Origin of the sequence: Mycolicibacterium sp. ND9-15, from assembly GCF_035918395.1 — a bacterium.
Lineage (GTDB): Bacteria > Actinomycetota > Actinomycetes > Mycobacteriales > Mycobacteriaceae > Mycobacterium.
The window spans coordinates 1,504,125-1,526,110 of record NZ_CP142362.1; the positions used below are offsets into that span (position 1 = coordinate 1,504,125).

At 65.5% G+C, this 21,986-nt stretch carries 24 protein-coding genes and 3 tRNA genes; 10 read left to right on the plus strand and 17 right to left on the minus strand.

The window, feature by feature from the left end; genetic code table 11:
* Positions 1 to 5: 5 nt before the first annotated feature.
* The 15 genes from QGN32_RS07375 to QGN32_RS07445 all read right to left on the minus strand — a co-directional run bounded on the left by QGN32_RS07375 (position 6) and on the right by QGN32_RS07445 (position 10,407).
* Positions 6 to 1,433, minus strand: a complete 1,428-nt coding sequence (locus QGN32_RS07375) for a sugar nucleotide-binding protein (protein WP_326547950.1) — start codon at positions 1,431 to 1,433, stop codon at positions 6 to 8.
* A 15-nt stretch (positions 1,434 to 1,448) separates the two neighbouring features.
* Positions 1,449 to 2,447, minus strand: coding sequence for a dTDP-glucose 4,6-dehydratase (gene rfbB, locus QGN32_RS07380; RefSeq protein WP_326547951.1), 999 nt, complete (start codon positions 2,445 to 2,447; stop codon positions 1,449 to 1,451).
* Positions 2,447 to 3,316: a glucose-1-phosphate thymidylyltransferase RfbA gene (rfbA, locus tag QGN32_RS07385; RefSeq protein ID WP_326547952.1), complete on the minus strand. Its 870-nt coding sequence runs from the start codon at positions 3,314 to 3,316 to the stop codon at positions 2,447 to 2,449. Before rfbA ends, rfbB begins: the two co-directional genes overlap by 1 nt.
* A gap of 90 nt (positions 3,317 to 3,406) precedes the next feature.
* Positions 3,407 to 5,365 carry a PE-PPE domain-containing protein gene (locus QGN32_RS07390; RefSeq protein ID WP_326547953.1) on the minus strand — a complete coding sequence of 653 codons (1,959 nt, stop codon included), beginning with the start codon at positions 5,363 to 5,365 and terminating at the stop codon, positions 3,407 to 3,409.
* A gap of 194 nt (positions 5,366 to 5,559) precedes the next feature.
* The gene (gene rplA / locus QGN32_RS07395; protein ID WP_326547954.1) at positions 5,560 to 6,267 is read right to left on the minus strand and encodes a 50S ribosomal protein L1; all 708 of its coding nucleotides are present in this window, start codon (positions 6,265 to 6,267) and stop codon (positions 5,560 to 5,562) included.
* Between the two features lie 139 nt (positions 6,268 to 6,406).
* Positions 6,407 to 6,835 carry a 50S ribosomal protein L11 gene (rplK, locus tag QGN32_RS07400; RefSeq protein ID WP_326547955.1) on the minus strand — a complete coding sequence of 143 codons (429 nt, stop codon included), beginning with the start codon at positions 6,833 to 6,835 and terminating at the stop codon, positions 6,407 to 6,409.
* 70 nt (positions 6,836 to 6,905) lie between these two features.
* Positions 6,906 to 7,718, minus strand: a complete 813-nt coding sequence (nusG, locus tag QGN32_RS07405) for a transcription termination/antitermination protein NusG (protein WP_326547956.1) — start codon at positions 7,716 to 7,718, stop codon at positions 6,906 to 6,908.
* A gap of 31 nt (positions 7,719 to 7,749) precedes the next feature.
* Positions 7,750 to 8,223 (minus strand): preprotein translocase subunit SecE, encoded by a 474-nt coding sequence (gene secE / locus QGN32_RS07410; protein ID WP_326547957.1) that lies wholly within the window; start codon positions 8,221 to 8,223, stop codon positions 7,750 to 7,752.
* Positions 8,224 to 8,243: 20 nt separating this feature from the next.
* Positions 8,244 to 8,316: transfer RNA gene (locus tag QGN32_RS07415), tRNA-Trp, on the minus strand.
* A 170-nt stretch (positions 8,317 to 8,486) separates the two neighbouring features.
* Positions 8,487 to 9,077 carry a (3R)-hydroxyacyl-ACP dehydratase subunit HadC gene (hadC, locus tag QGN32_RS07420; RefSeq protein WP_326547958.1) on the minus strand — a complete coding sequence of 197 codons (591 nt, stop codon included), beginning with the start codon at positions 9,075 to 9,077 and terminating at the stop codon, positions 8,487 to 8,489.
* A gap of 3 nt (positions 9,078 to 9,080) precedes the next feature.
* A complete protein-coding gene (hadB, locus tag QGN32_RS07425; RefSeq protein WP_326547959.1) occupies positions 9,081 to 9,509 on the minus strand; it encodes a (3R)-hydroxyacyl-ACP dehydratase subunit HadB in 429 nt (142 codons plus the stop codon).
* On the minus strand, positions 9,496 to 9,972 hold the full coding sequence (gene hadA / locus QGN32_RS07430) for a (3R)-hydroxyacyl-ACP dehydratase subunit HadA (protein WP_326547960.1): 477 nt from the start codon (positions 9,970 to 9,972) through the stop codon (positions 9,496 to 9,498). Before hadA ends, hadB begins: the two co-directional genes overlap by 14 nt.
* A 51-nt stretch (positions 9,973 to 10,023) precedes the next feature.
* Positions 10,024 to 10,191 carry a 50S ribosomal protein L33 gene (gene rpmG, locus QGN32_RS07435; RefSeq protein ID WP_059101288.1) on the minus strand — a complete coding sequence of 56 codons (168 nt, stop codon included), beginning with the start codon at positions 10,189 to 10,191 and terminating at the stop codon, positions 10,024 to 10,026.
* A gap of 37 nt (positions 10,192 to 10,228) precedes the next feature.
* Positions 10,229 to 10,302, minus strand: a tRNA-Met gene (locus QGN32_RS07440).
* Between the two features lie 32 nt (positions 10,303 to 10,334).
* Positions 10,335 to 10,407 (minus strand) — tRNA-Thr (locus QGN32_RS07445).
* Positions 10,408 to 10,527: 120 nt separating this feature from the next.
* Between QGN32_RS07445 and QGN32_RS07450 the strand changes: the two genes are divergently transcribed.
* From QGN32_RS07450 to QGN32_RS07485, 8 genes are all read left to right on the plus strand, one after another.
* Positions 10,528 to 11,394: an NYN domain-containing protein gene (locus QGN32_RS07450; RefSeq protein ID WP_326547961.1), complete on the plus strand. Its 867-nt coding sequence runs from the start codon at positions 10,528 to 10,530 to the stop codon at positions 11,392 to 11,394.
* A 34-nt stretch (positions 11,395 to 11,428) separates the two neighbouring features.
* Complete coding sequence (locus QGN32_RS07455; protein ID WP_326547962.1) at positions 11,429 to 12,142, plus strand: MBL fold metallo-hydrolase; 714 nt, start codon at positions 11,429 to 11,431, stop codon at positions 12,140 to 12,142.
* Between the two features lie 167 nt (positions 12,143 to 12,309).
* On the plus strand, positions 12,310 to 13,446 hold the full coding sequence (locus QGN32_RS07460) for a phospholipase effector Tle1 domain-containing protein (protein WP_326547963.1): 1,137 nt from the start codon (positions 12,310 to 12,312) through the stop codon (positions 13,444 to 13,446).
* A 74-nt stretch (positions 13,447 to 13,520) separates the two neighbouring features.
* Entirely contained in the window at positions 13,521 to 14,336 is an 816-nt protein-coding gene (locus QGN32_RS07465; protein WP_326548977.1) for a DUF8453 domain-containing protein, read from the plus strand.
* Between the two features lie 171 nt (positions 14,337 to 14,507).
* Positions 14,508 to 15,209 carry a crotonase/enoyl-CoA hydratase family protein gene (locus QGN32_RS07470; RefSeq protein ID WP_326547964.1) on the plus strand — a complete coding sequence of 234 codons (702 nt, stop codon included), beginning with the start codon at positions 14,508 to 14,510 and terminating at the stop codon, positions 15,207 to 15,209.
* Positions 15,210 to 15,335: 126 nt separating this feature from the next.
* Positions 15,336 to 16,073 carry a hypothetical protein gene (locus tag QGN32_RS07475; protein ID WP_326547965.1) on the plus strand — a complete coding sequence of 246 codons (738 nt, stop codon included), beginning with the start codon at positions 15,336 to 15,338 and terminating at the stop codon, positions 16,071 to 16,073.
* A 10-nt stretch (positions 16,074 to 16,083) separates the two neighbouring features.
* A complete protein-coding gene (locus QGN32_RS07480; RefSeq protein WP_326548978.1) occupies positions 16,084 to 17,673 on the plus strand; it encodes an HD domain-containing phosphohydrolase in 1,590 nt (529 codons plus the stop codon).
* A 59-nt stretch (positions 17,674 to 17,732) separates the two neighbouring features.
* Positions 17,733 to 18,713, plus strand: coding sequence for a magnesium transporter CorA family protein (locus QGN32_RS07485; protein WP_326547966.1), 981 nt, complete (start codon positions 17,733 to 17,735; stop codon positions 18,711 to 18,713).
* A gap of 1 nt (position 18,714) precedes the next feature.
* Here QGN32_RS07485 and QGN32_RS07490 read toward each other — a convergent pair whose 3' ends face one another.
* Positions 18,715 to 19,848, minus strand: a complete 1,134-nt coding sequence (locus QGN32_RS07490) for an NAD(P)/FAD-dependent oxidoreductase (protein WP_326547967.1) — start codon at positions 19,846 to 19,848, stop codon at positions 18,715 to 18,717.
* 77 nt (positions 19,849 to 19,925) lie between these two features.
* On the opposite strand from QGN32_RS07490, the gene QGN32_RS07495 reads away from it, so the two are divergent.
* A complete protein-coding gene (locus QGN32_RS07495; RefSeq protein ID WP_326547968.1) occupies positions 19,926 to 20,630 on the plus strand; it encodes a DUF3060 domain-containing protein in 705 nt (234 codons plus the stop codon).
* Here the strand turns inward: QGN32_RS07495 and QGN32_RS07500 are convergent.
* On the minus strand, positions 20,617 to 21,522 hold the full coding sequence (locus QGN32_RS07500; protein ID WP_326547969.1) for a haloalkane dehalogenase: 906 nt from the start codon (positions 21,520 to 21,522) through the stop codon (positions 20,617 to 20,619). The genes QGN32_RS07495 and QGN32_RS07500 overlap by 14 nt on opposite strands.
* 170 nt (positions 21,523 to 21,692) lie before the next feature.
* On the opposite strand from QGN32_RS07500, the gene QGN32_RS07505 reads away from it, so the two are divergent.
* A complete protein-coding gene (locus tag QGN32_RS07505; RefSeq protein ID WP_326547970.1) occupies positions 21,693 to 21,932 on the plus strand; it encodes a hypothetical protein in 240 nt (79 codons plus the stop codon).
* Positions 21,933 to 21,986: the final 54 nt, after the last annotated feature.

The following is a 21,986-nucleotide window of genomic DNA, read 5'->3' on the forward strand; positions in this document are numbered from 1 at the left end:
GATCCCTACTGGGCTCTTGCGGTTTCCAGTCGGACATAACCCGTCAGGGTTTCGTCCGCGTCCTCGGGCTGGAAACCGGCCGACGCAATCTTGGCGAGGTCCAGCACGCTGTTCGGGGGGCGAGGCGCAACCGGGTTCGAGGCATCGGCGAAGTACTGCTCGGTGGTTACGTCGGATACGCGGCCCGGATCGTGGCCGGCTAGTTCGAATGTCCGCCGGGCGACCTCGGCCCATGACATCGGTGACCCGGAACCGGTGACGTTGTAAGTGCCGTACGGTGCGGGTGTCTCGGTCAAATACCGGATTGCTCTTGCGATCTCAGAGGTGAACGTGAGCCGGCCGTGTTGGTCGCTGACGACGGAAGGGTTTACGCCGCGATCGGCGAGAGACAACATGGTGCGCACGAAGTTATGTCCGTCGCCGATCACCCACGATGTTCGGACGATGTAGTGCCGATCCAGCGTGGCCACGATTTGGTCGCCGGCGGCTTTGGTCTGCCCGTACACACCTAGCGGCGACAAGCGGTCGTCCTCGCGGTAGGGCCTGGGTGCCTCGCCATCGAACACGTAGTCGCTGGAGATGTGCACCAGTGTGATGTTGTGGTCGGCGGCGGTGCGCGCTAGAGCGGTGACGCCGGCGACGTTGGTGGCCCACGCCGTCGCCCGCCCTTGCGCGGTCTCGGCGGAGTCCACACCCGTATAGGCGGCGGCGTTGATGATCGTCTCGTAGTCGCGCCAGCGGCGCGCGGTCTCGATTCCCCCAGCGGTCAGGTCGATGTCGGCGCGTTCGGCGAACTCGACGCTCGGCACGCCGGCGTAGGCCTCGCGCAGCGCCCTGCCCAGTTGTCCACCGGCGCCGAGCACGAGTGTCTTTCGCGAGAGAAGCGGTTTGACTTCCGCCACGCTCGGATGACCACGATCCTTCGCTGACATTTCGGCGCGACCCAAGGGGATCGGCCATTCTATGGCGAGGGCCTCGTCAGCGAGATTGACCGATGTGTACTCGCCGTCGGGTGAGTAGTGGTCGTTGACCAGATAGATGTAGGCGGTGTCGGGCTCCAAGGTCTGGAATCCGTTGCCGACGCCACGGGGGACGAAAACCGCTCGGGACGGGTCGATCTCGGTGGTGAAGGTGGTGCCGAAGGTGGGGCCGGCACGCAGGTCCACCCACGCACCGAAGATTCGGCCGGTCGCAACGGAGACGAATTTGTCCCACGGCTCTGCGTGAATCCCGCGCGTGGTGCCTGCGGCTTCGTTGAGGGAGACGTTGTTCTGCACCGGCTTGAAGTCAGGCAAGCCGAGCGAAACCATCTTCTCCCGCTGCCAGTTCTCCTTGAACCACCCCCGGTTGTCCCCGTGCACCGACAGCTCCCAAACAACCAATCCGGGTATAGAAGTTGCGTTGGCGCGCAAGGGTTTACCGAACTCAGTCACACCTATGGGCTCTCTTCACTGACCCAGCCGGGCGTAGAAGCTCTCGGTGGCGTCCTTGGCGGGCGACCACCAGTCTTCGTGGTCGCGGTACCACTGGATGGTTGCGGCCAGACCCTCCGCGAAGTCGCAGTATTGCGGTCGCCAGCCGAGTTCCTCGCGAAGCTTGGTGGAGTCGATGGCGTACCGCAGGTCGTGACCCGCCCGGTCGGTGACGTGGTCGTAGGCGTCCGTCGGCTGGCCCATGAGCGCGAGGATCAATTCGATGACCGTCTTGTTGTCCTTCTCGCCGTCCGCGCCGATCAGGTATGTCTCGCCGATACGACCGGCCTCCAGGATCGTCAGCACCGCCGAAGAGTGGTCGTCGGCGTGGATCCAGTCCCGTACATTGCGGCCCTCACCGTAGAGCTTGGGGCGGATCCCGCGCAGCACATTGGTGATCTGCCTCGGGATGAACTTCTCGACGTGCTGATAGGGACCATAGTTGTTGGAGCAGTTCGAGATTGTCCCTGCGACATGGAATGACCGAACCCATGCCCGCACCAGCAGATCGCTGCCGGCCTTTGTCGACGAGTACGGAGAAGACGGGTTGTACGGCGTCTCCTCGGTGAACCGGCTCGGGTCGTCGATCCGCAGGTCTCCGTACACCTCGTCGGTCGAGATGTGATGGAAGCGCGTGCCGTGCTTGCGCGCGGCCTCGAGCAACGTGAAGGTGCCCACAAGGTTGGTGTGCAGGAACGGCTCAGGATCGTCGAGCGAGTTGTCGTTGTGCGATTCGGCCGCATAGTGGACGACCGCATCCACGGACCCGAACAACTCGTCAACCAGCGCGGCGTCTGCGATATCGCCGTGCACGAACGTCATTCGATCGTCCGGTAATCCGGCCAGCGAGGCGCGGTTTCCGGCGTATGTCAGCTTGTCCAGTACCGTGACGTGATGGTCGGTGCGGTCGATCGCGTACCGCACGAAGTTCGAGCCGATGAAACCCGCTCCGCCGGTGACGAGCAGTCGCGCCATCAGCGTCCTCTCGCCAACAGGTTCAACAGGTACGACCCATAGCCCGACTTCACCATGGGCTCGGCGCGTTCCCGCAATTCGTCGTCGCTGATCCACCCGTGTAGCCAGGCGATCTCCTCGGGGGCTCCGATCTTCAAGCCGGTGCGCCGCTCCATCGTGCGCACATACTCAGCGGCATCGGTCATCTGGTCGAAGGTGCCGGTGTCCAGCCAAGCGGTTCCGCGGGGCAGCACGTGCACCTGCAACCGACCCTGCTCGAGGTAACAGCGGTTGACGTCGGTGATCTCGTACTCACCGCGGGCACTCGGCTTCAGGTCGCGTGCGATCTCGACCACGTCGTTGTCGTAGAAGTACAGACCCGGTACGACGTAGTTGCTCTTCGGCCGGTCGGGTTTCTCCTCCAGGGATATCGCCAAGCCGTCGTCGTCGAACTCGATGACCCCGTATGCGGAGGGCTCCGCGACCCAATAGGCGAAGATCGCGCCGCCGTCGATGGTTGTGAAGCGGGACAGCTGGCTGCCCAACCCCGGCCCGTACAACAGGTTGTCGCCGAGTACGAGAGACACGTTGTCGCTGCCGATGAACGTCTCACCGATCGTGAACGCTTGCGCGAGCCCATCCGGCGACGGCTGCGTGGCGTAGGTGACCGATACTCCGAATCGCGACCCGTCACCGAGCAGTCGCTCGAACCCCTCCGCGTCGTGCGGCGTCGTGATCACCAGGATGTCACGTATGCCGGCCAGCATCAGCGTCGACAGGGGGTAGTACACCATCGGCTTGTCGTAGACGGGCACCAGCTGCTTCGACACGCCCAGTGTTATCGGGTGCAGACGGGTGCCACTCCCGCCCGCCAAGATAATGCCCCTCACGGGCCCAATCGTGACACACAGCGAATTTGCGCTCGCAGAGACACGATGGTCCGGACCGTTGCCGCGGCCTCCGCCAGTACCGGTGCGGGGTCAGGCCGCGGCTGGAGCCGTGTCCTTCGCGTCTGCCGGGTTGTCGGCGGCGTTGGCGTCGTCAGTGCTGGAGCCGTTGGAGCCGCTGACGCCGCTCGGACTCTTAGCGCTGCTAGGACTGTTGGGGCCGCCGAGGCTGGTAGGACCGCTGGGGTTACTGGGGTCTTTGGTGCCCTCGAGGCTTTCGTCGGATTCCGTCTTCACCGTGGGATCCGATCGACGGGTGTCGTTGCCGTTCCTCGCCAAGCGTTGGGCCGGGTTGTTCGTCGAGAAGTTCAAGGACGCGCTGCGACTGTTGGCGTCGAGCCTGTTCTGGGCGGGAGCCGTGTTCCCTTCAGGTTCTTTCTTGCCTTCGGACTCGTCGGCCACCACGACGGCCTTGCCGCCGCCCTCGATGGTTTCTTGGCCGTCCTGCTTGACAACCTCCACGTTCCCCGTCGGGGACTGCCCAAGGTCCGTCGCCTGCAATCCCTCGGACTCGGTCACGTCCTCGACGACAGGCGTCTTGTCGTCCTCGACGACAGCTGTCCCGTTGCCCTCGGGCAGCGTGAGGTCGTCGGCGATCTCGGCGTCGACAACGGTCTTGTCGTCACCCGCATCCTTGCGGATGAGCTGCTGTTCGGGGTCGCCATTGCCTTGGACCAGTGCCAACTTGACGTTCGATGACCCGTCGAGAACGTTGCGCGCCAAGATCGCCAACTCGGGTTCGTCCTCTTGCTGGTCGGTCATCGGTGACATCTCCGGCACCGGCGTCGTCGGCGAAAGCGGGATCTCCGTTGCCAATCCGAAGTTGGCAAGGAAGTTGTTGACGCCCACGAAGAACGCCGGGATCAGCTTGGACATGAGCGTGACCGGGTTGATGTTCGGAATCAGGCCGATCTCCGTGGGTTGACCGTACGGGATGTTGCGGTTGTAACCGGTTTCTTCGATGATCACGCGCAGCGCGGGCTCGATGAGGTCCGCGATCGGCTTGCCGATGAACGGGATGGAGTGCAGCGGCCTCACCAGAGGCAGCACCTTCGGCGTGATGGTGTAATACGTGGTGTCGCCGTACTTTTGGATCTCCACGATGTCGGGATAGCGCTCAGGGTTCGAGGTGATCGCCTTCCACGTCTCCGGATCGTATCCGGCCGGGAGTTCACCGGGATCGCTGTCTCGGTTGATGGCCAGGTAGGTGCCGTGGTCGTAGTAGAAGCCGAGGAGCGAGTTGGCCACCGCCAGCGGGTTGAGCAGATACTGCGGGAAATCCGCGATGCCCTCCCATCGGATTGCCCAGTCCTCGGTGGGGAAATCCCGTGGGTAGTCGGGCGTCCCGGTCGGGGTGGGCTGCCCGGTCGTCACGTCCAGAATCGGGATATGGCCCAGCGCGCCGAATCGCGACAGAATGCCGCCGTTGGGGCGGTTCGGGTTGCCGATGAACACGAACGAGACGGAGTCAACCTGCTCGAGCAACTCGTCCCAGTCGCCGTTGGCGAATTGCATCTTCGCGATGGTCACGACGCGGGCGCCCTGCGAGTAGCCGGCGATCACGATGTCCCCCCCGTAGTCGGGGTCGAGCTCCTGGATGCCCAGCAATGCGTTCCGTAGGTTGGTCACACCGTCGTCGACCGAGTCGTCGAACTTCTCGCATCGACCGGGATCACACCAGCCGGGCAACGGTATCGGCCAGAACGACGCGTAGTAGTTGATACCCAGCAGGCCCCCGTCTCGAGGTTCGTCTGGGTTGTACTCACCGCAGCCGTTTTCCGTTGTGCACGGTGTGTCCTGCATGTAGTAGTCACGGAAGTTCTCCATGTACTGCCCGACATTGTTGGCGTCGGGGGTTCCCGTGCCCGGCACGATCAGCGCGGTGGTGGCGGCCAGGCTGACGGCCGCCATCATGGCGGTCAGGGCACCGAGGACAGCGGCGCTCAGCAGGCCCAGCAAAGAGAGAGCAATGACCCGAATGCACTTACGCATACGTCAACTTTCACACAGGTGTGACGACCGTCACGCCAAAACAGCGCACTTTGCCGGATAAATTCGTCAGGCTGATGCCTCTGCGCGCAAAGGAACATTCGCCGCTAGCGGCGACTGACTCGGATCAGTTTTCACTCGTACCCCACTGCCCACAAGCAGGAGGCGCAGAGCCGATCGTTGTGCTCTTCGAGCGCTCAGACCTCGGTGAAGTTGCGGGTCACCGACGGATCAACCGGGATGCCCGGGCCGGTGGTCGTCGAGACGACGATCTTCTTGAGGTAGCGGCCCTTCGACGATGACGGCTTGGCCCGCAGGATCTCGTCGATCGCAGCGCCGTAGTTCTCCGCCAGCGCCTTCTCGTCGAACGAGGCCTTGCCGATCACGAAGTGCAGGTTCGCCTGCTTGTCGACACGGAAGTTGATCTTGCCGCCCTTGATGTCGGCGACCGCCTTGGCGACGTCCGGTGTCACGGTGCCGGTCTTCGGGTTCGGCATCAGGCCACGCGGTCCGAGGATGCGCGCGATCCGGCCGACCTTGGCCATCTGGTCGGGCGTCGCGATCGCGGCGTCGAAGTCCGTCCAGCCGCCTTGGATGCGCTCGATCAGGTCGTCGCTACCGACGGCGTCGGCGCCCGCGGCTTCGGCGGCCTCGGCCTTGTCCCCGACCGCGAACACCACAACGCGGGCGGTCTTGCCGGTGCCGTTCGGCAGGTTCACGGTGCAACGCACCATCTGGTCGGCCTTGCGCGGATCGACGCCCAGCCGGATCGCCACCTCGACGGTCGCGTCCTGCTTCTTCGACCCCGTCTCCTTGGCCAGCTTCGCCGCCTCCAGCGGCGTGTAGAGCCGGGTGCGGTCCACCTTCTCGGCGGCTTCGCGATATGCCTTGCTCGTCTTGCTCATTCGTATCTCCTAGTTGCTGAGTTGTGGTCATGCGGGCCGATGCCAGCCCTGCCACCGGTTTTTCTCTTTGCGCCGAAATAGCATTCCGGGTTGCAAATCGTCGCGGTTGACGACCGGGAATTCTATTTCGGCGACATCATTACTCGACCGAGATGCCCATCGACCGGGCGGTCCCGGCGATGATCTTGGCCGCCTGATCGATGTCGTTGGCGTTCAGGTCCTCCTTCTTGGTCTCGGCGATCTCGCGCACCTGATCCCAGGACACCTTGGCGACCTTGGTCTTGTGCGGCTCGCCCGAGCCCTTCTGCACACCGGCGGCCTTCAGCAGCAGCTTGGCCGCGGGCGGTGTCTTGAGGTTGAAGCTGAAGCTGCGGTCCTCGTAGACGGTGATCTCCACGGGGATGACATTGCCGCGCTGGTTCTCCGTCGCGGCGTTGTACGCCTTGCAGAACTCCATGATGTTGACGCCGTGCTGGCCGAGGGCCGGACCGACCGGCGGGGCGGGGTTGGCCTGCCCGGCTTGGATCTGCAGCTTGATCAGCCCGGCGACTTTCTTCTTCGGGGCCATGCTCTTCCTTTCTGGTGTGATTTGGGCGCGCTACCAGTCGCTGAGCGATCAGTAGCGCACCCAAATCGCATTAGATCTTGGCGACCTGGTTGAAGGTCAGTTCCACAGGTGTTTCGCGGCCGAAGATGGACACCAGCACCTTGAGTTTCTGCTGTTCGGCGTTGACCTCGCTGATCGACGCGGGCAGCGTCGCGAACGGACCGTCCATGACGGTGACCGACTCGCCGACCTCGAAGTCGACCTCGATCGGCGCGCGCTCGATGCCACCGGTCTCCGCGGCAGCCGCGCTGCTGGCGGCGGCCTTACCGGGCTTCTTCGCCACGGCCGGCGGCAGCAGGAACTTCACCACGTCATCGAGGCTCAGCGGCGACGGTCGCGACGTCGCACCGACGAAGCCCGTCACACCCGGCGTGTTACGCACCGCCCCCCACGACTCGTCGTTGAGCTCCATGCGCACCAGGATGTAGCCCGGTAACACCTTTCGGTTGACCTGCTTACGCTGGCCGTTCTTGATCTCGGTTACCTCTTCGGTCGGCACCTCGACCTGGAAGATGTAGTCGCCCACGTCGAGGTTCTGCACACGGGTCTCGAGGTTGGCCTTCACCTTGTTCTCGTAGCCGGCGTAGGAGTGGATGACATACCAGTCGCCCGGCTTGGTGCGCAGTTCCTTCTTCAGCGCGACCGCCGGATCCACGTCCTCCTCCTCGGGAGCCGCGACGTCCTCGGCATCGGCCGCACCGGCGGCGGTCGCCGCCTCGTCGCTCACGGCGTCACCGGCGACGTCGGCGTCCTCGGTCGCGGGGTCGGTGGTCGCGTCCGTCGTCTCGCCCTCGATCAGATCGACGCTCTCGGCCGAAGGCGTGTCGCCCTCGAAGCTAGTCACTTGTCAGTCCTCTCAGAATTCTCATCCGTCGTCAGCCGAACACCAGCATCACGAGCTTGGCCAGGCCGAAGTCGACACCGCCGATCATCGACAGCATGAACGCCAGGAACAGCAGCACCACGCCGGTGTAGGTGATCATCTGCTTGCGGTTCGGCCAGATCACCTTGCGCAGTTCGGCGACCACCTGCTTGAGGTAGTTCCAGACGAACAGGAAGGGGTTGCGTGACGGTCCATCGGCACGCTTCTTGGCGGTCTTCTTCGCGGTGCCCGACCCGTTCTTGGTCGGTGAAGCGGTGGTGCCCGTCGACAGGTCGACCGCCTCGCTGGCGTCCTCGCCGACGGCGGCTCTGCGGGACCGCTTTCCCGACGGCCTGGCGGGTCGGGTCACGACGGCGCTGCGGCCATCATCGGTGTCCGAGCCGGCACCATCGCGCTCGTCGCTCACCGCATGCTCCCCTTGTCTGGTCATCTGGTGTTCGGTGGGGTCACTCTCCAGTGTCCACACTTGTCGAGTATTCAGTTGAGCAGGGGCGACAGGACTTGAACCTGCAACCTGCGGTTTTGGAGACCGCTGCTCTGCCAGTTGAGCTACGCCCCTTCAAGGTGGCACTACAGGCAGTCCACCCGTTCGGGGCTCACACAATTCGCGCGCTCCCCGATCGGCCGATCTTCAAACCGACGGACAGCGCGCTGGACTGGGAAAACCCCGAGGTCCGAGTGTAGCGCGCCAGCCGTCTGAGTTACTAATCCACCGGCGTGCCGGTTCGTCTAGGCGGTGGCCTCGCCGGTCGCGTCGCCGTCTTCGGGAGTGCCGTCCTCAGGAGCCTCATGTACGGGGTCATGTACGGGGTCATGTACGACGGGCTTGCGCACCACCTGTCCCGTCTCCGGATCCCAACCGGCCGAGATCGAATTGTCGCCCTCATGACCCATCAGAGTGGTGAACGATTCCATGACGAGCTCGCCGTTCTGGTCGACGAGCGTGTTGCGGGTGGTCACGATGTCGGCGCCGAAGCGTTCGTCCACCGACTGGATGTACAACGTCCCCGTAAGCGCGTCGCCGGCTTTGATCGGCCGATGGAACTTGAACTTCTGGTCGACCTGCACGATCTGCATCGTCTCGAAGCCCACGTCGTTGTGCTGGAAGAAATGCCGCTGGATCATCACCGCGAAGATCGACATGAAAGTCGGCGGCGCGATCAGCGCATCGTGGCCTGCCGCCTCGGCGGCCTCCAAGCTGTGGCTCTGCGGGTCATCGGCCTTGACGGCACGGGCGTACTGGCGGATCTGCTCATGACCCACCACGTAGGGCTCGGGATATTTCCAGACCATCCCCTGGATGTCGATTTTGAGAGCCACGGGTCACGCCAACTTCGCGACGGCCACCGCACGGCCGAAGATCTTCTTGCCCCCGGTGGTGGCCGAGAGGGCGATGGTCACCGTCTTCGTCTCGGGCTCAACGGCTTTCACCCGGCCACTGAAGACGATCTCGGCGCCGACACCGTCGTTGGGCACCGGCACCACCGCGGTGAACCGTACGTTGTACTCGGTGACCGCCGCCGGATCGCCGACCCACTCGGTGACATAGCCGCCGCCCAGGCCCATGGTGAGCATGCCGTGCGCGATCGCGGTGTCGAGACCGACCTGCTTGGCGATCTCGTCGTCCCAGTGGATCGGGTTGAGGTCACCCGACACCCCGGCGTAGTTGACGAGATCCTGCCGAGTCAGCGGAATCACCTTCTCGGGAAGCACGTCGCCCTTTTTCACCGAGGCGAACTCACGCAGTGGCATCTGAAAAACCCTCTTCTCCGTCACCCGTCCGACCCGCCAGGGTCGTGTATGTCTCCTGTAGGACGTCACCGGCTTCGTTGGTGACGATGTTCTTGAGTACGACGATGTCTGTGCCGTGGGCCTGCCGCACGGAGTCCACGTACACGTCGCAGTAGAGCTTGTCGCCGGCGAAGATCGGCCTGACATATTTGAGCACCTGATCGACCTGCACGATCTTCATGTCGGTGATGCCGATGCCGGCGTGCTCGAAGAACGACGTCTGCGCCATGTAGCCGAGGACGCTGGTGAATGTCAGCGGTGCAGGCAGCGCCCTGTGGCCGAGTTCGGCGGCGGCGTCCTCGTCGAAGAACACGCGGTCGTCGTTCTTGACCGCGACCGCGTATTCGCGGACCTTCTCGCGGCCAACGACGTAGTGATCGGGATAGCGATAGCGCATCCCGACAATCCGCTCGGACAACGACACAGTTAGTGAACCTACCTAGTCAACCCGCGCGACGCCCCGGGCCGGCTCGTCTCAGCGCGATTCTTTGTGGGGCTGGTGCTTGCCGCAGTTCGGGCAGAACTTCTTGATCTCGAGCCGGTCGGGGTCGTTGCGGCGATTCTTCTTGGTGATGTAGTTACGGTGCTTGCACACCTCGCAAGCCAAAGTGATCTTCGGCCGTACGTCGGTACTGGAGGCCACGGTTCTCGTCCTTCGTCTACGCGTTCTTTGTTGCCTGTAGCGGTGGGGGGACTCGATCCCCCGACCTCACGATTATGAGTCGTGCGCTCTAACCAGCTGAGCTACACCGCCCCGGGATCGGGCGGATGTCCGCCCGCTCACCGAGCCCCCTAACGGAATCGAACCGTTGACCTTTTCCTTACCATGGAAACGCTCTGCCGACTGAGCTAAGGGGGCCTGACCCGGCGGACACGCCGCGGGCCTTAAAGAGGGTACAGTCTCGCCGATTGCCGCGCCAAACCGCTGATCACCACAACCGCTCCGCCGACGGTAGCTGCCGAGTGATAGGACGGAACAGTGACCGAAAACGGCGCGACCCGTGTTGCGGTGTACCTCGACTTCGACAACATCGTGATCTCTCGCTACGACCAGATCCACGGGCGCAACTCGTTTCAGCGCGACAAAGCCGCGGGCTTCCACAAGCATCCGGGACGGCTCACACAGGCGACCGTCGACGTCGGCGCGATCATCGACTTCGCGTCCTCGTTCGGCACGCTGGTACTGACCAAGGCCTATGCCGACTGGTCTACCGACGTCAACGCCGACTACCGCGATCAGCTGGTCGGCCGCGCGGTCGATCTCGTGCAGCTGTTCCCGGCCGCCGCCTACAGCAAGAACGGTGCCGACATCCGGCTCGCGGTCGACGCCGTCGAGGACATGTTCCGGCTGCCCGACCTCACCCACGTCGTGATCGTCGCCGGCGACTCCGACTACATTCCGCTCGCGCAGCGATGCAAACGCCTCGGCCGCTATGTCGTCGGAATCGGCATCACCGGATCGATCAGCAAGTCGCTGACCGCGGCCTGTGACGAGTACGTCTCCTACGACGCGCTGCCCGGCGTTCCGGCGGTGAAGTCGGACGCGCTGAAGCGGCGCCGCACCAAGGCCGACGAAGAGCAGGAAGCCGAGACGCCCGACCCGCAGGCCGCCGCGACCGCGCTGCTGGAACGGGCGCTGCGGGTCGCCCATGGTAAGGACGACTCTGACTCCGACTGGCTGCACAACTCCGCGGTCAAGGCGCAGATGAAGCGGATGGACCCGTCGTTCTCGGAGAAGTCGCTGGGGTTCCGCTCGTTCAGCGACTTCCTGCGCTCGCGCACCGACCTGGTCGAACTCGACGAGAGCAGCACCACCCGGCTGGTACGGCTGCATAGCGAGGACTGAGCCTCGTCATCCAGGCACGGATACGCTGACGGCCATGGCTTCGGATCGGCTTTACTTCCGTCAGTTGTTGTCGGGTCGCGACTTCGCGGCCGAAGACATGATCGCCCAGCAGATGCGCAACTTCGCCTACCTGATCGGCGACCGCGAGACCGGCGACACCGTGATCGTCGACCCCGCCTACGCAGCGGGCGATCTCGTCGACGTGCTCGAGGCCGACGGCATGCGTCTGTCCGGGGTGCTCGTCACCCACCACCACCCCGACCACGTCGGCGGGTCGATGATGGGCTTCAAGCTGAAAGGGCTGGCCGAGCTACTGGAACGCACGAGCGTGCCGGTACACGTCAACAAGCTCGAGGCGGACTGGGTTTCGAACGTCACCGGCATCGCGCGCAGCGAACTCATCGAGCATCAGCACGGCGATGTGGTCAACATCGGCGACATCGACATCGAACTACTGCACACCCCCGGTCACACCCCGGGCAGCCAGTGCTTCCTGCTCGACGGGCGACTCGTCGCGGGCGACACCCTGTTCCTGGAAGGCTGCGGGCGCACCGACTTCCCCGGCGGCAACGTCGACGACATGTTTCGCAGCCTGCAGGCGCTCGCGAAACTGTCGGGTGATCCGACCGTGTTCCCCGGCCACTGGTACTCGATGGAACCGAGCGCATCGCTGTCGGAGGTGCGCCAGACCAACTACGTCTACCGGGCGAGCAACCTCGACCAGTGGCGGATGCTGATGGGCGGCTGACGTTCTTCGTCGTGTACCTGGGGTGGCCGTGTACTTCGGGTGGCGGCTGGCCTGGCAGCGAGCCGTGGACACGTTCCGCGAGCCGCCGCGCCATTCGATGGACAACGGCGGCCCGGGAGAGCAAACTATGACGCGAGCGCATATTCAACTCGGGCCGGGGGGCCAGTGTGAAAAAGCTTGTGATGTGCTTTGACCGCACTCGTCGCGATTGCGAGCCCGATACCGCCACGAATGCGTCTCGACTCTTCCATCTCCTCGACGACGGCGCCGACCAGCTCGCCTGGTACCACTCGAGCGTCGGACCCGGCGGGACGAAGATGCCGCGCCGATGCAGGACCTCCGCTGACGACGCTCGCGCGGCCATCACCGAGGCCTACCAGTTCCTGATCGACCGGTGGGAGCCCGGAGACCGGATCTACCTGTTCGGCATCGGTCGGGGCGGCTACTGCGCACAAGCCCTGACCCGGCTGCTGTCCACCGTCGGCGTACTACCCGAGTTGATGGATTACGTGCTCGGCGCTTATGCGTTGCCACGGACCCGACGCACCCGCCAAGACTGGATGCGGGTGACCCAGGTTGCATCGGGGCTCGCGCAGCAGCGCGAGGTCCCCGTCCCGGTCCGATTCCTGGGCCTGTGGGACGCACTGAAAGTTTCCGGCGTCCCTCGCTGGTCGATGCCCGATCCGATGCCCAACGTCGAGGTTGGAAGGCACGCGGTTGCGATCGACGGCCGCCCGGGTGAACGGCTGGTGACCTCGGCGTCGGGCCGCATCGAAGAGGTCTGGTTCCGCGGTGCGCACCGCGACGTCGCCGGTGGGGCCGATGCCTGCGAACCGCTGGCCGAGATCACCTTCGACTGGATGCTCGACGGCGCGCTCGGCGCCGGGCTGACGCTTCCGGCCGAACGCATGAACACCGTGCCGGGGCCCGGACTGTTCGATGCGCTCGCCGAAACGCCACCTACGATCTCGCTCCGCAAGCTTCCGGAGAATGCGGCGATCCACTCGAGCGTCGAGTTGTATCTGCGCGAGCACCCGCGGTACTGGAAGCGGCTACCGGTTCACGTCGCGTGGTCGGACCGCGACTGGGCGGCGCGCGGTGAGCGACTGGTTCGTACCCAGGGCGCGACCGCCGGTCGAGTCCCCGTCGACACGGCCTCATTCGGCTCGCTCAGCGATCCTGGCAGCAATGGAGCCGAGTCGAGTCCGGCGAACGGCCGCGACCACCCGCCCACAGGTCAGAACTGCCCGATCGGCGAAGAGCGCCGATCCAGCAAATCGACGCTGGAGCCAATTAGCAAATGATGTGCGGGTAACTTCAGCGTGATATACACCGGTGCGTGAACGCGAATGGGGACCTGCTCGGCTTGTCGGCCGGAATGTGGACGGCGCTCGCCGCCTGGCTCGCCGTCATGGTGGGGATCGCTGCCCTGATCTATGCCTGGCGGCAGTATCAACGGGGCCGGCGGCAAAGCGAAGAGCTGATGCAGCCCAACGTGGCGATGTTCATGGAGCCGGCCGCCAACGACTGGCATCTCGTCGAGCTCGTGGTCAAGAACTTCGGCCGGACACCGGCCTACAACATCCGGTTCGACTTCGCGCATCCGCCGACCGTGGCCAAGTACGAAAACGTTTACGACGACCGCTATGTCGACATCACCCCGCTGAACCTGCCGGCCGAAATCCCGTATCTGGCCCCCGGGCAGGAATGGCGCATCGTCTGGGACTCGGCGCTCGACCGCCGCGAGCTCGGTGAGGCCATCGCGTCCAGGTTCGACGGGGCGATCACCTATTGCGACCAGCAGGGGCACGCCAACACCAAGGGCGCGCGGTCCCGGTTCCGCACGACCGCGGTGCTGGACTGGTCGACGCTGCACCCGGTCGAACGGCTGGAGTTGCTGACCACCCACGACCTGGCGCGCCAGGAGAAGCAGAAGCTCGAGTTGCTGCGCCACCTACTGACGTACTACCACTACGCGGCGGCCGAGAGCCGGGAAGACGTGCTGCGCGGCGAGATCAACCGGGTGAGGAAGGCCGCGGACGAACTGCGCCTCCGGTACCGCACGGAAGTCGTTGGGCGACCGCACAACCCAAATAACGGGTCGGCTGCGGGTCAGCAGACCGACGGTGACTCGGACTTCGAGCAAGCGCACACCCAAGCCCTGGACAGCGCCGCACGCCACCGAATCGCCTGACCTTGGATGGGAGCCCGACAACCCCTCGCTGCCGGGCTGTCTGCCACGATAGGAGGCTGCAGCGGGCACGGACACGCGTAAGGCACTACCCCAGTCCCTCGGCGTCCGTAGCCGCGCTTCATAGATCGATACGAGTAGCCGCCGCATTCAGCCGCATTCAAAGGAGAAGCGATGACCAGCCTCGTTGGCTATGAGATGAAGGATTCCGTCGCGACGATCGGGCTGAACGACGGCAAGGTCAACGTGCTCGGCCCGGCGATGCAGACCGCGATCAACGAGGCACTCGACCGAGCCGAGAAGGACTCGGCCAAAGCAGTGGTGCTCGCGGGTAACGAACGCGTATTCAGCGGCGGTTTCGACCTCACGGTGTTTCAGTCCGGCGATGCGCAGGCGGCGCACGGGATGTTGGCCGGCGGGTTCGAGCTAGCGGTGCGGTGTCTGACGTTCCCGGCGCCCGTGGTCATGGCGGCGACGGGCCCGGCGATCGCGATGGGCTCGTTCCTGCTGCTGTCGGGCGACCACCGGGTGGGGCAGCCGAACACCCGATGCCAGGCCATCGAGGTGGCGATCGGCATGACGATCCCGAACGCCGCGCTGGAGATCATGCGGTTTCGGTTGACGCCCGCCGTGTTCCACCGGGGCGCGGCGCTCGCCTCGATGTTCACCGGCGACGAGGCCATCAACGGTGGGTGGCTAGACGAGATCGTCGAGGCCGATCGGGTGCTGGTGCGAGCGCAGGAGGCGGCGACCGAGTTTGCAGCCACTCTGCACGCCGGTGCGCACGTGGCGACCAAGCTGAAGGCCCGCGAGTCCGCGCTTGGAGCGATTCGCGCCGGAATCGACGGGCTGGCAACGGAATTCAACCTCGGCTAGACCGGCCCCATCTAGTGATTTCGGCGCGCTACCGATCGCTCAGCGACTGGTAGCGCACCGAAATCGCCGGGATTTGAGGCGATTGCCCCATGTCGGCCGTCCGCTCGTCGACACATGATGACGGCCATGACAAACACACCCCAGGCCTTCGCGGCCGCCACCAAGACCATGCCACTGCCCGATGGAGACGAGGAGCGCGTCGTCGGCTTCGGCGTCATGGGCCTGCCGTTCGCCGGCGGCGACTACCTCGCATACCGCGACTTCCCCGAGACGTCGTTCTCCCCCAGTTACAAGTCCGTGTGGCACCGCACGCCCGACGGTGTGTGGACCTTCTACGCCACCACGCCCGGCCCGCAGAGTTGCTCCCGGTACTTCAGTTCGGCGACGACGGTCGACCCGGTCGTCTGTGACATCGACGCGCAGTGGCTCACCCCGTGGTCACTGGCGATTTCCATTGCCGGAGTGCTGGATTGGCGCGTCGATATCGAGACCACCCCGGCGACGCGGCTGGTGAGCGCGGTGGGATCACGGATTCCCGCCGCCGCCGCACGCAACCGCCGAACGTTGCGGGTGATGTCGCGCCTCGTCGGACCGGTGCTGGGCACCGGCAAGGTGCGACTGACCGGCAAGCTGCCCAACGGTCAGGAGTTCCGCATCGCCCCCCGGCGGGTGTGGGCGGTCGCCGACTCGTCGGCCGTCGTGCGGGGCGTCGACCTCGGTGCCGTGGGCCCGCACCCGATCCAGGGCAACCTCGCCGACTTCCAGCTGCCCCAGCAGGGCATCTGCGTGATCGCGCAGGGCCGGTTCGAGGCGTTCGACGTCGCGCGGCACCGCGATGCGGACCGTCTTGACCTATCGCACTGACCCGACCGTGATGAGGGTGCACAATCGGGCTGTGACCAGCCGTCGCACCGCGCAAGAGCTTCCGACCCGGGCGGAGGTGCTCGCCGCGCTGTCGGTCGCGGTCGACCTCGGGCTGGGCCAGCCCGCCGAGCACATGCTACGCGCCGCGTTGATCGCGATGCGGCTGGCCGACCGGCTGAACTTGACTGCGCGGCAGCGCGATTGCATCTACTACGCGACGTTGATCATGTGGATCGGCTGTCACGCCGACTCACACGAGTACGCGCGGTGGTTCGGTGACGACATCGCGGTGCGACGGAGCTCCTACCTCGTCGACTGGTCCGGTCTGCCGTTCCAACGGTTCCTGCTGACCAACGTCGGCCACGGCGAGTCGCTGCTGACCCGGTTGAAGACGGCAGCGACGTTGTATGCCAATGCGCGCGGGCATATCTCGCAGCTGATCCACTCGCATTGCACCTCCGCGGGCCTGCTGGCCGAACGTATCGGCCTTGATGCCGATGTGCAGTACGCGCTGCGCTACACCTTCGAACGGTTCGACGGCGGCGGCCTGCCGAGCGGTGCATTGGGCGACGAGATACCGGTCGAGATGCGGGTGGCTCAACTCGCCGACATGGTCGAGGTGCATCAGCGCGAATACGGGATCGATGGCGCGGTGGCGATGGCCCGCAGTAGGCGCGGCGGCCAGTTCGACCCCGCGATTGTCGACGCGTTCGTCGCGGACCCGGCGGGTGTGCTGGCGGTGCCGTCGACCGGAGATGTGTGGGCGACGGCGCTGCAGCACGCGCCCGATCGCGGCACACGACTCGACGGGGCATCGCTCGATACGTTGTTAATCGCACTCGGTGACTTCGTCGACCTCAAATGCCCGTTCACGCTGGGACATTCACGGGCGGTGGCCGACTTGGCCGCATCCGCGGCCGAAGTGCTCGGACTCGACGATGCCGCGGTCGCGACGACGCGGCGGGCCGGGTATGTGCACGACCTCGGCCGCATCGGGGTGTCGAATCAGGTTTGGTCGAAGCCCGGCGCGCTGACCATGGCGGAGTTCGAGCGGATGCGACTGCACCCCTATCTGACCGAGCGGATCCTCTCGCAGGTACCGGCGCTGACCGAGATCGCGGCGGTGGCGGCCAACCATCACGAATCTCTCGACGGGTCGGGGTATCCGCGGGGTCTGGCGGCGCGGCAGCTGACGATGCCCGATCGGGTGCTGGCGTGCGCGGTGAGCTATCAGGACGCGCTGGAACCGCGGCCGTACCGGGATCCGCTGGGTCCCGCGGGCGCGGCACGGCGACTGCGCGAACGAGTGTCGAAGGGACAGTTGGATTCGGCCGCTGCCGATGCGGTGCTGCAGGCGTCGGGGCATGCGCCCGGCACGCGCCATCCGCGCCCGGACGGGCTGACGGCCCGGGAGGTCGAAGTGCTGCGACTGGTCGCGCAGGGCGCAAGCAACAAGGGCATTGCCGCCAAGTTGGTGCTCAGCGAGAAAACGGTACGCAACCACGTGGAACACGTCTACGCCAAGATCGGCGTCTCGAACCGGATCGGCGCGAGCATGTATGCCCTCGAGCACGGCTTGGCCGACCGCTACGACGGTTGATATCGCTGCGCCGGCGCCGTTTGAACGGCGGGCGCGCTCGGCGCTGACATGATGTGGGTGTGACGGTTGTGCAAGGCCGGGTGTGGCGCGGCGGCAAGCCACAGGACGATTTCGAGTTCGAGTCGATCTCCGACTACCTCGCTGAGGACGACGCGCTGGTTTGGTGCGACATCTGCGAGCCCGACCACGAGACCCTGAAGGAGCTCGCGCAGGAACTCGGGCTCAACACATGGGCCGTCGAGGATGCGATCGCCGAGTCGGAGCGCACCAAGGCTGTCGTCTACCGGACGCACACGTTCTTCACGGTGTACGCGGTGTGCGGGACGGTGACCGACGAGACCGCGCCGTTGGCGAGTTATCGCATCTCGGGTTTTGTGCTGCCGCGCGGGCTGATCACTGTGCGGCTGTCGCCGGAGTTCGACGTCGCCGACGTCTCGCAGCGCTTCGACGAGCTCGGCGGCCAGGAGCACGGCGTCGGCGCGCTGGTGCACGGCCTGCTCGACGTGGTCGTCGACGGCCACTTCGAGGCGGTGCAGAGACTCGACGACGAGATCGAGACGCTCGAGGACGCGCTGTTCGAGGACCGGCGACAGCCAAACAGCCTGCAGCGCAAAACATACCGGCTGCGCAAGGACCTCGTGCACCTACGCCGGGACGTACTACCGATGCGCGAGGTCGTCAACTCGATCCAGCATCGCAGGCTCGACGCCAAGACCGCCCCAGAGCTCGACCCGCTCTACGCCGACCTCTACGACCATGTACTGCGGGTGTCGGAATGGACGGAGTCGTTGCGCGACATGATCACGACGGTGTTCGAGACCAACCTGTCGCTGCAGGACGCTCGGCTCAACACGGTGATGAAGAAGCTCACGGGATGGGCGGCGATCATCGCAGTGCCGACGGCGATCACCGGCTTCTACGGCCAGAACGTGCTGTACCCCGGGATCCAGACCGTGACCGGGTTCGTCGTCAGCACGGCGCTGATCTCGGTGATGATGATCGTGCTGTACTTGACGTTCAAGCGTCGAGACTGGTTGTGATTCAACGCGATCGCAGTAACTCCTCGCCGCGGCGGTAGTCGTCGTCGGCGTTCAGCGTCAACACACCGATCACGTCGCCACCCGTCTCGTACCAGACCGTGAACCCGGTGTGGTGGTCGACGAACCGGCTGCGGTCATAGCCGACGCCCCAACCAAGGTACTTGAGCACGGAAGTGCCGATCGTGCAGGAGAACTCGGGCACAGTCTCCCAGGCCGCCGGAAAGCCGGCGGCGGTCAGGCCGGCGACGTAGCCCTGGTGCGCGGCGTCACGCCAGTGTTCGGCGGCTATGCGCCGGCCGGCGGTGACGTTGTGCGCCAACGCGACATCGCCCGCGGCATAGACGTTGCGTACCGAGGTGCGCATGTGCTCGTCGACGACGATGCGCCCGTCGAGGGTCCGCAGTCCGGCCGCTTCGGCCAGCCGGACGTCGGGCCGCACACCCGTCGCGCATACGACGAGGTCGGCGTCTACGGCCTCACCGCTGTCCAGCACCACGTGGGTGTCTTGAATCTCGGCGACAGTGGTCTCGCCGGCGAACCGCACCCCGTTGTCCGACAGGAGCTTTGCGACGCGCTCGCCCGCCTCGTGCCCGAACCGCCGCTGCAGCGGGACATGTTCGGCGGCCACGACCATCGTCGCGACGCCGCGCTCGGCAAGGCACGACGCCGCCTCGCAGCCGATCAACCCGGCGCCGATGACGACGGCGCACTCGGAGTACCGGGCGGCCATCTTCAGTGCGACCGCATCACCGAACGATCGCAGCGTCAGCGCGGACTCGACACCGGGGATGGCCGGTCGCACCGCGGCGGATCCGGAGGCCACCACCAGATGCCAGTAGGGGTAGCGCTGTCCGCCCGCCGTCACGACCTCCCGGCGGTCCAGGTCGATGGCGTCGACGGTGATGCCGCGAATCAGGTCGACGGCGTTGTGTTGGAACCAACGCTCGCTGTGCAGGGCGAGTTTGGTGTCGCGCCCACAGAGGAAGTCCTTGCTCAGCGGCGGCTTCGCGTACGGCAGTGCGGGATCACTGGTCAGGATGCGCACCGCAATGCCGGGGTGCTTGCTGCGGAACGTCTCCGCAGCGCTCACGCCGGCAGCACCGCTGCCGATGGCGATGAACCCTGGAGCCACCACAGGTCCTGAATACCAACTTCAGCGCGCCGGTAACCGTAGTCGTCAGGGATTCGTCATAGTTGTGGCACCATCTGCGCATGAAACCCGAGGACGACCCGGAAGCCCGGATCCGGCAGTTGGAGCAGCCGCTGGCCGACTACGGCGCAGTCGAACTGGGTACTTCGCAGTCGACCGGAAACGACTACCAGACGTCGGCCCTGCCGCCTCCGGTCTACGGCCCGCCGGCCCAGCCGACCTACTATCAGCAGTCGCCCTACGGCACCCCGCCGTTCGGGGTTTCTTTTCCGCCGAGGCCGACCAAGAGCGGCGCACCGTTCGGGCTGATCTTCGGATTGGTCGGGGTGGTCGTGGTTCTCATCGTCGCCGGAATCGCCGTGCTGGCGTGGTCGTTGTCGTCGCCGACGGAGGGCATCGGCGCCCGGCCCGGACTCCCCGACGTGAGCGGAGACGACGGTCCGCGCGAAGGAAGCGTGACGATCGGGCCGTCGCGCGAACCGCCGAAGGTCGCTCTCGCACCCGCCGGTGGGCAGTACAGCGTGTCCGGCGTCGACGAGAACGAGACGATCGAGTGCAACGGTGCCGACATCAGCGTCAGCGGTGTCAACAACACCGTGACGCTGCTCGGCCACTGCCTGAGCGTCACGGTGTCCGGCATCGAGAACCAGGTGAGCATCGACAGCGTCGATGAGATCGGCGCGTCCGGCTTCGACAACCGGGTGATCTACCACTCCGGCGATCCGGAGGTGAACGTGACGTCGAACAACAGCGTCACGCGGGGCTAGCGCGCCACGCGAGGATCCGGTCGGCCAACTCGGGGCCGCAGTCCTCCTGCACGAAATGGCTGCCGTTGATGCGGGCATGAGGCTGACCGGCCGCGCCCGGTACGTGCCCGATCAGCGGGCGGTCGGCTCGGCCCAGAATTGGGTCCTTGGCGCCGAAGACGCACAGGAACGGCTTCTCCCAGCGGCCCAGCGCTTCCCACGCGGCGCGGTTGGCCGGCAACGCCGGATCGTCGGGTGAGGTTGGCACGAGCGCCGGGAACGCCCGGGCGCCGGCCTGAAAACTCTTGTCGGGGAACGGCGCATCGTATCCGGCCCGTATCCGCGCGGGCACGTCGGTGACGGTGCCCACCGCGACGAGGCGGCCGGCCGGCAACACCGGTGTGTAACGGGCGAACGCCCGCCAGATGCGGAACGGCAGGTTAGCCGGGGTCTGCCCGGCGGGTAGAAATCCGTTCGCGACGACGACGCGCGCGATGCGCTCGCCCTGCTCGGCCGCGATCCGCAACCCGATCAACGAACCCCAGTCCTGAACGAAGATCGTGGCGTCGCGCAGGTCGAGCGCCTCGAACCAGGATGTCACCCACTCGACGTGGCGTAGGTAGGTGTAGTCGGCGATCCGGCTGGGCTTGTCGGACCGCCCGAACCCGATCAAGTCGGGTGCGAGCACGCGGCAGCCACCGCCGACCAGTGGCGGAATCATGGTGCGGTACAGGTAACTCCACGTCGGTTCACCGTGCAAAAGGACAACGGGCGGGCCGTCGCCGGGACCCTCGTCGACGTAGTGCATGCGCAGCGGTCCGGTGTCGCTTGCGGTGACGTCGACGTAGTGGGGCGCGAACGGGTACCCCGCGAGGTTCTCGAAGCGGTCGTCGGGTGTACGCAGAACGTCCATGGTGTGCTCCTATCCGTCTGCAGCCTATGCCGTCGATTCCCCCGATCGGAGGACATGCGGTTCATCCGGTTCATCCTCCGGTCGGCCGACATACAACAACGTTGCGGCGCAGCACTCTTGGGTCATCGCCGGAACTCACCGGCCACAAAGACGAGCCGAGGACATTCAGCATGAACACCAACACCATTGGCCGGGTTGCCCGCTTCGTCGCGCTGTCCGCCGTCTCCGGCGGAATCCTCGCAGGAGCCCTCGGGTTCGCCGGCGCCGCCAGCGCCGGGACCTATACCCCGGACGACACCCCGCGGCCCGGCATCATCGGGACACCGAACACCATTGCGCACCCTCCGCAGGTTCGCTACCGCCACGGCGTCCTTTATTTGGAACAGGTTCAGCCGAGCTACCACCGCTGACCACCCCAGGCGCTTGCCTCCACAGAGGCCCTCCCGGGCGGCGTACCCGGGGGG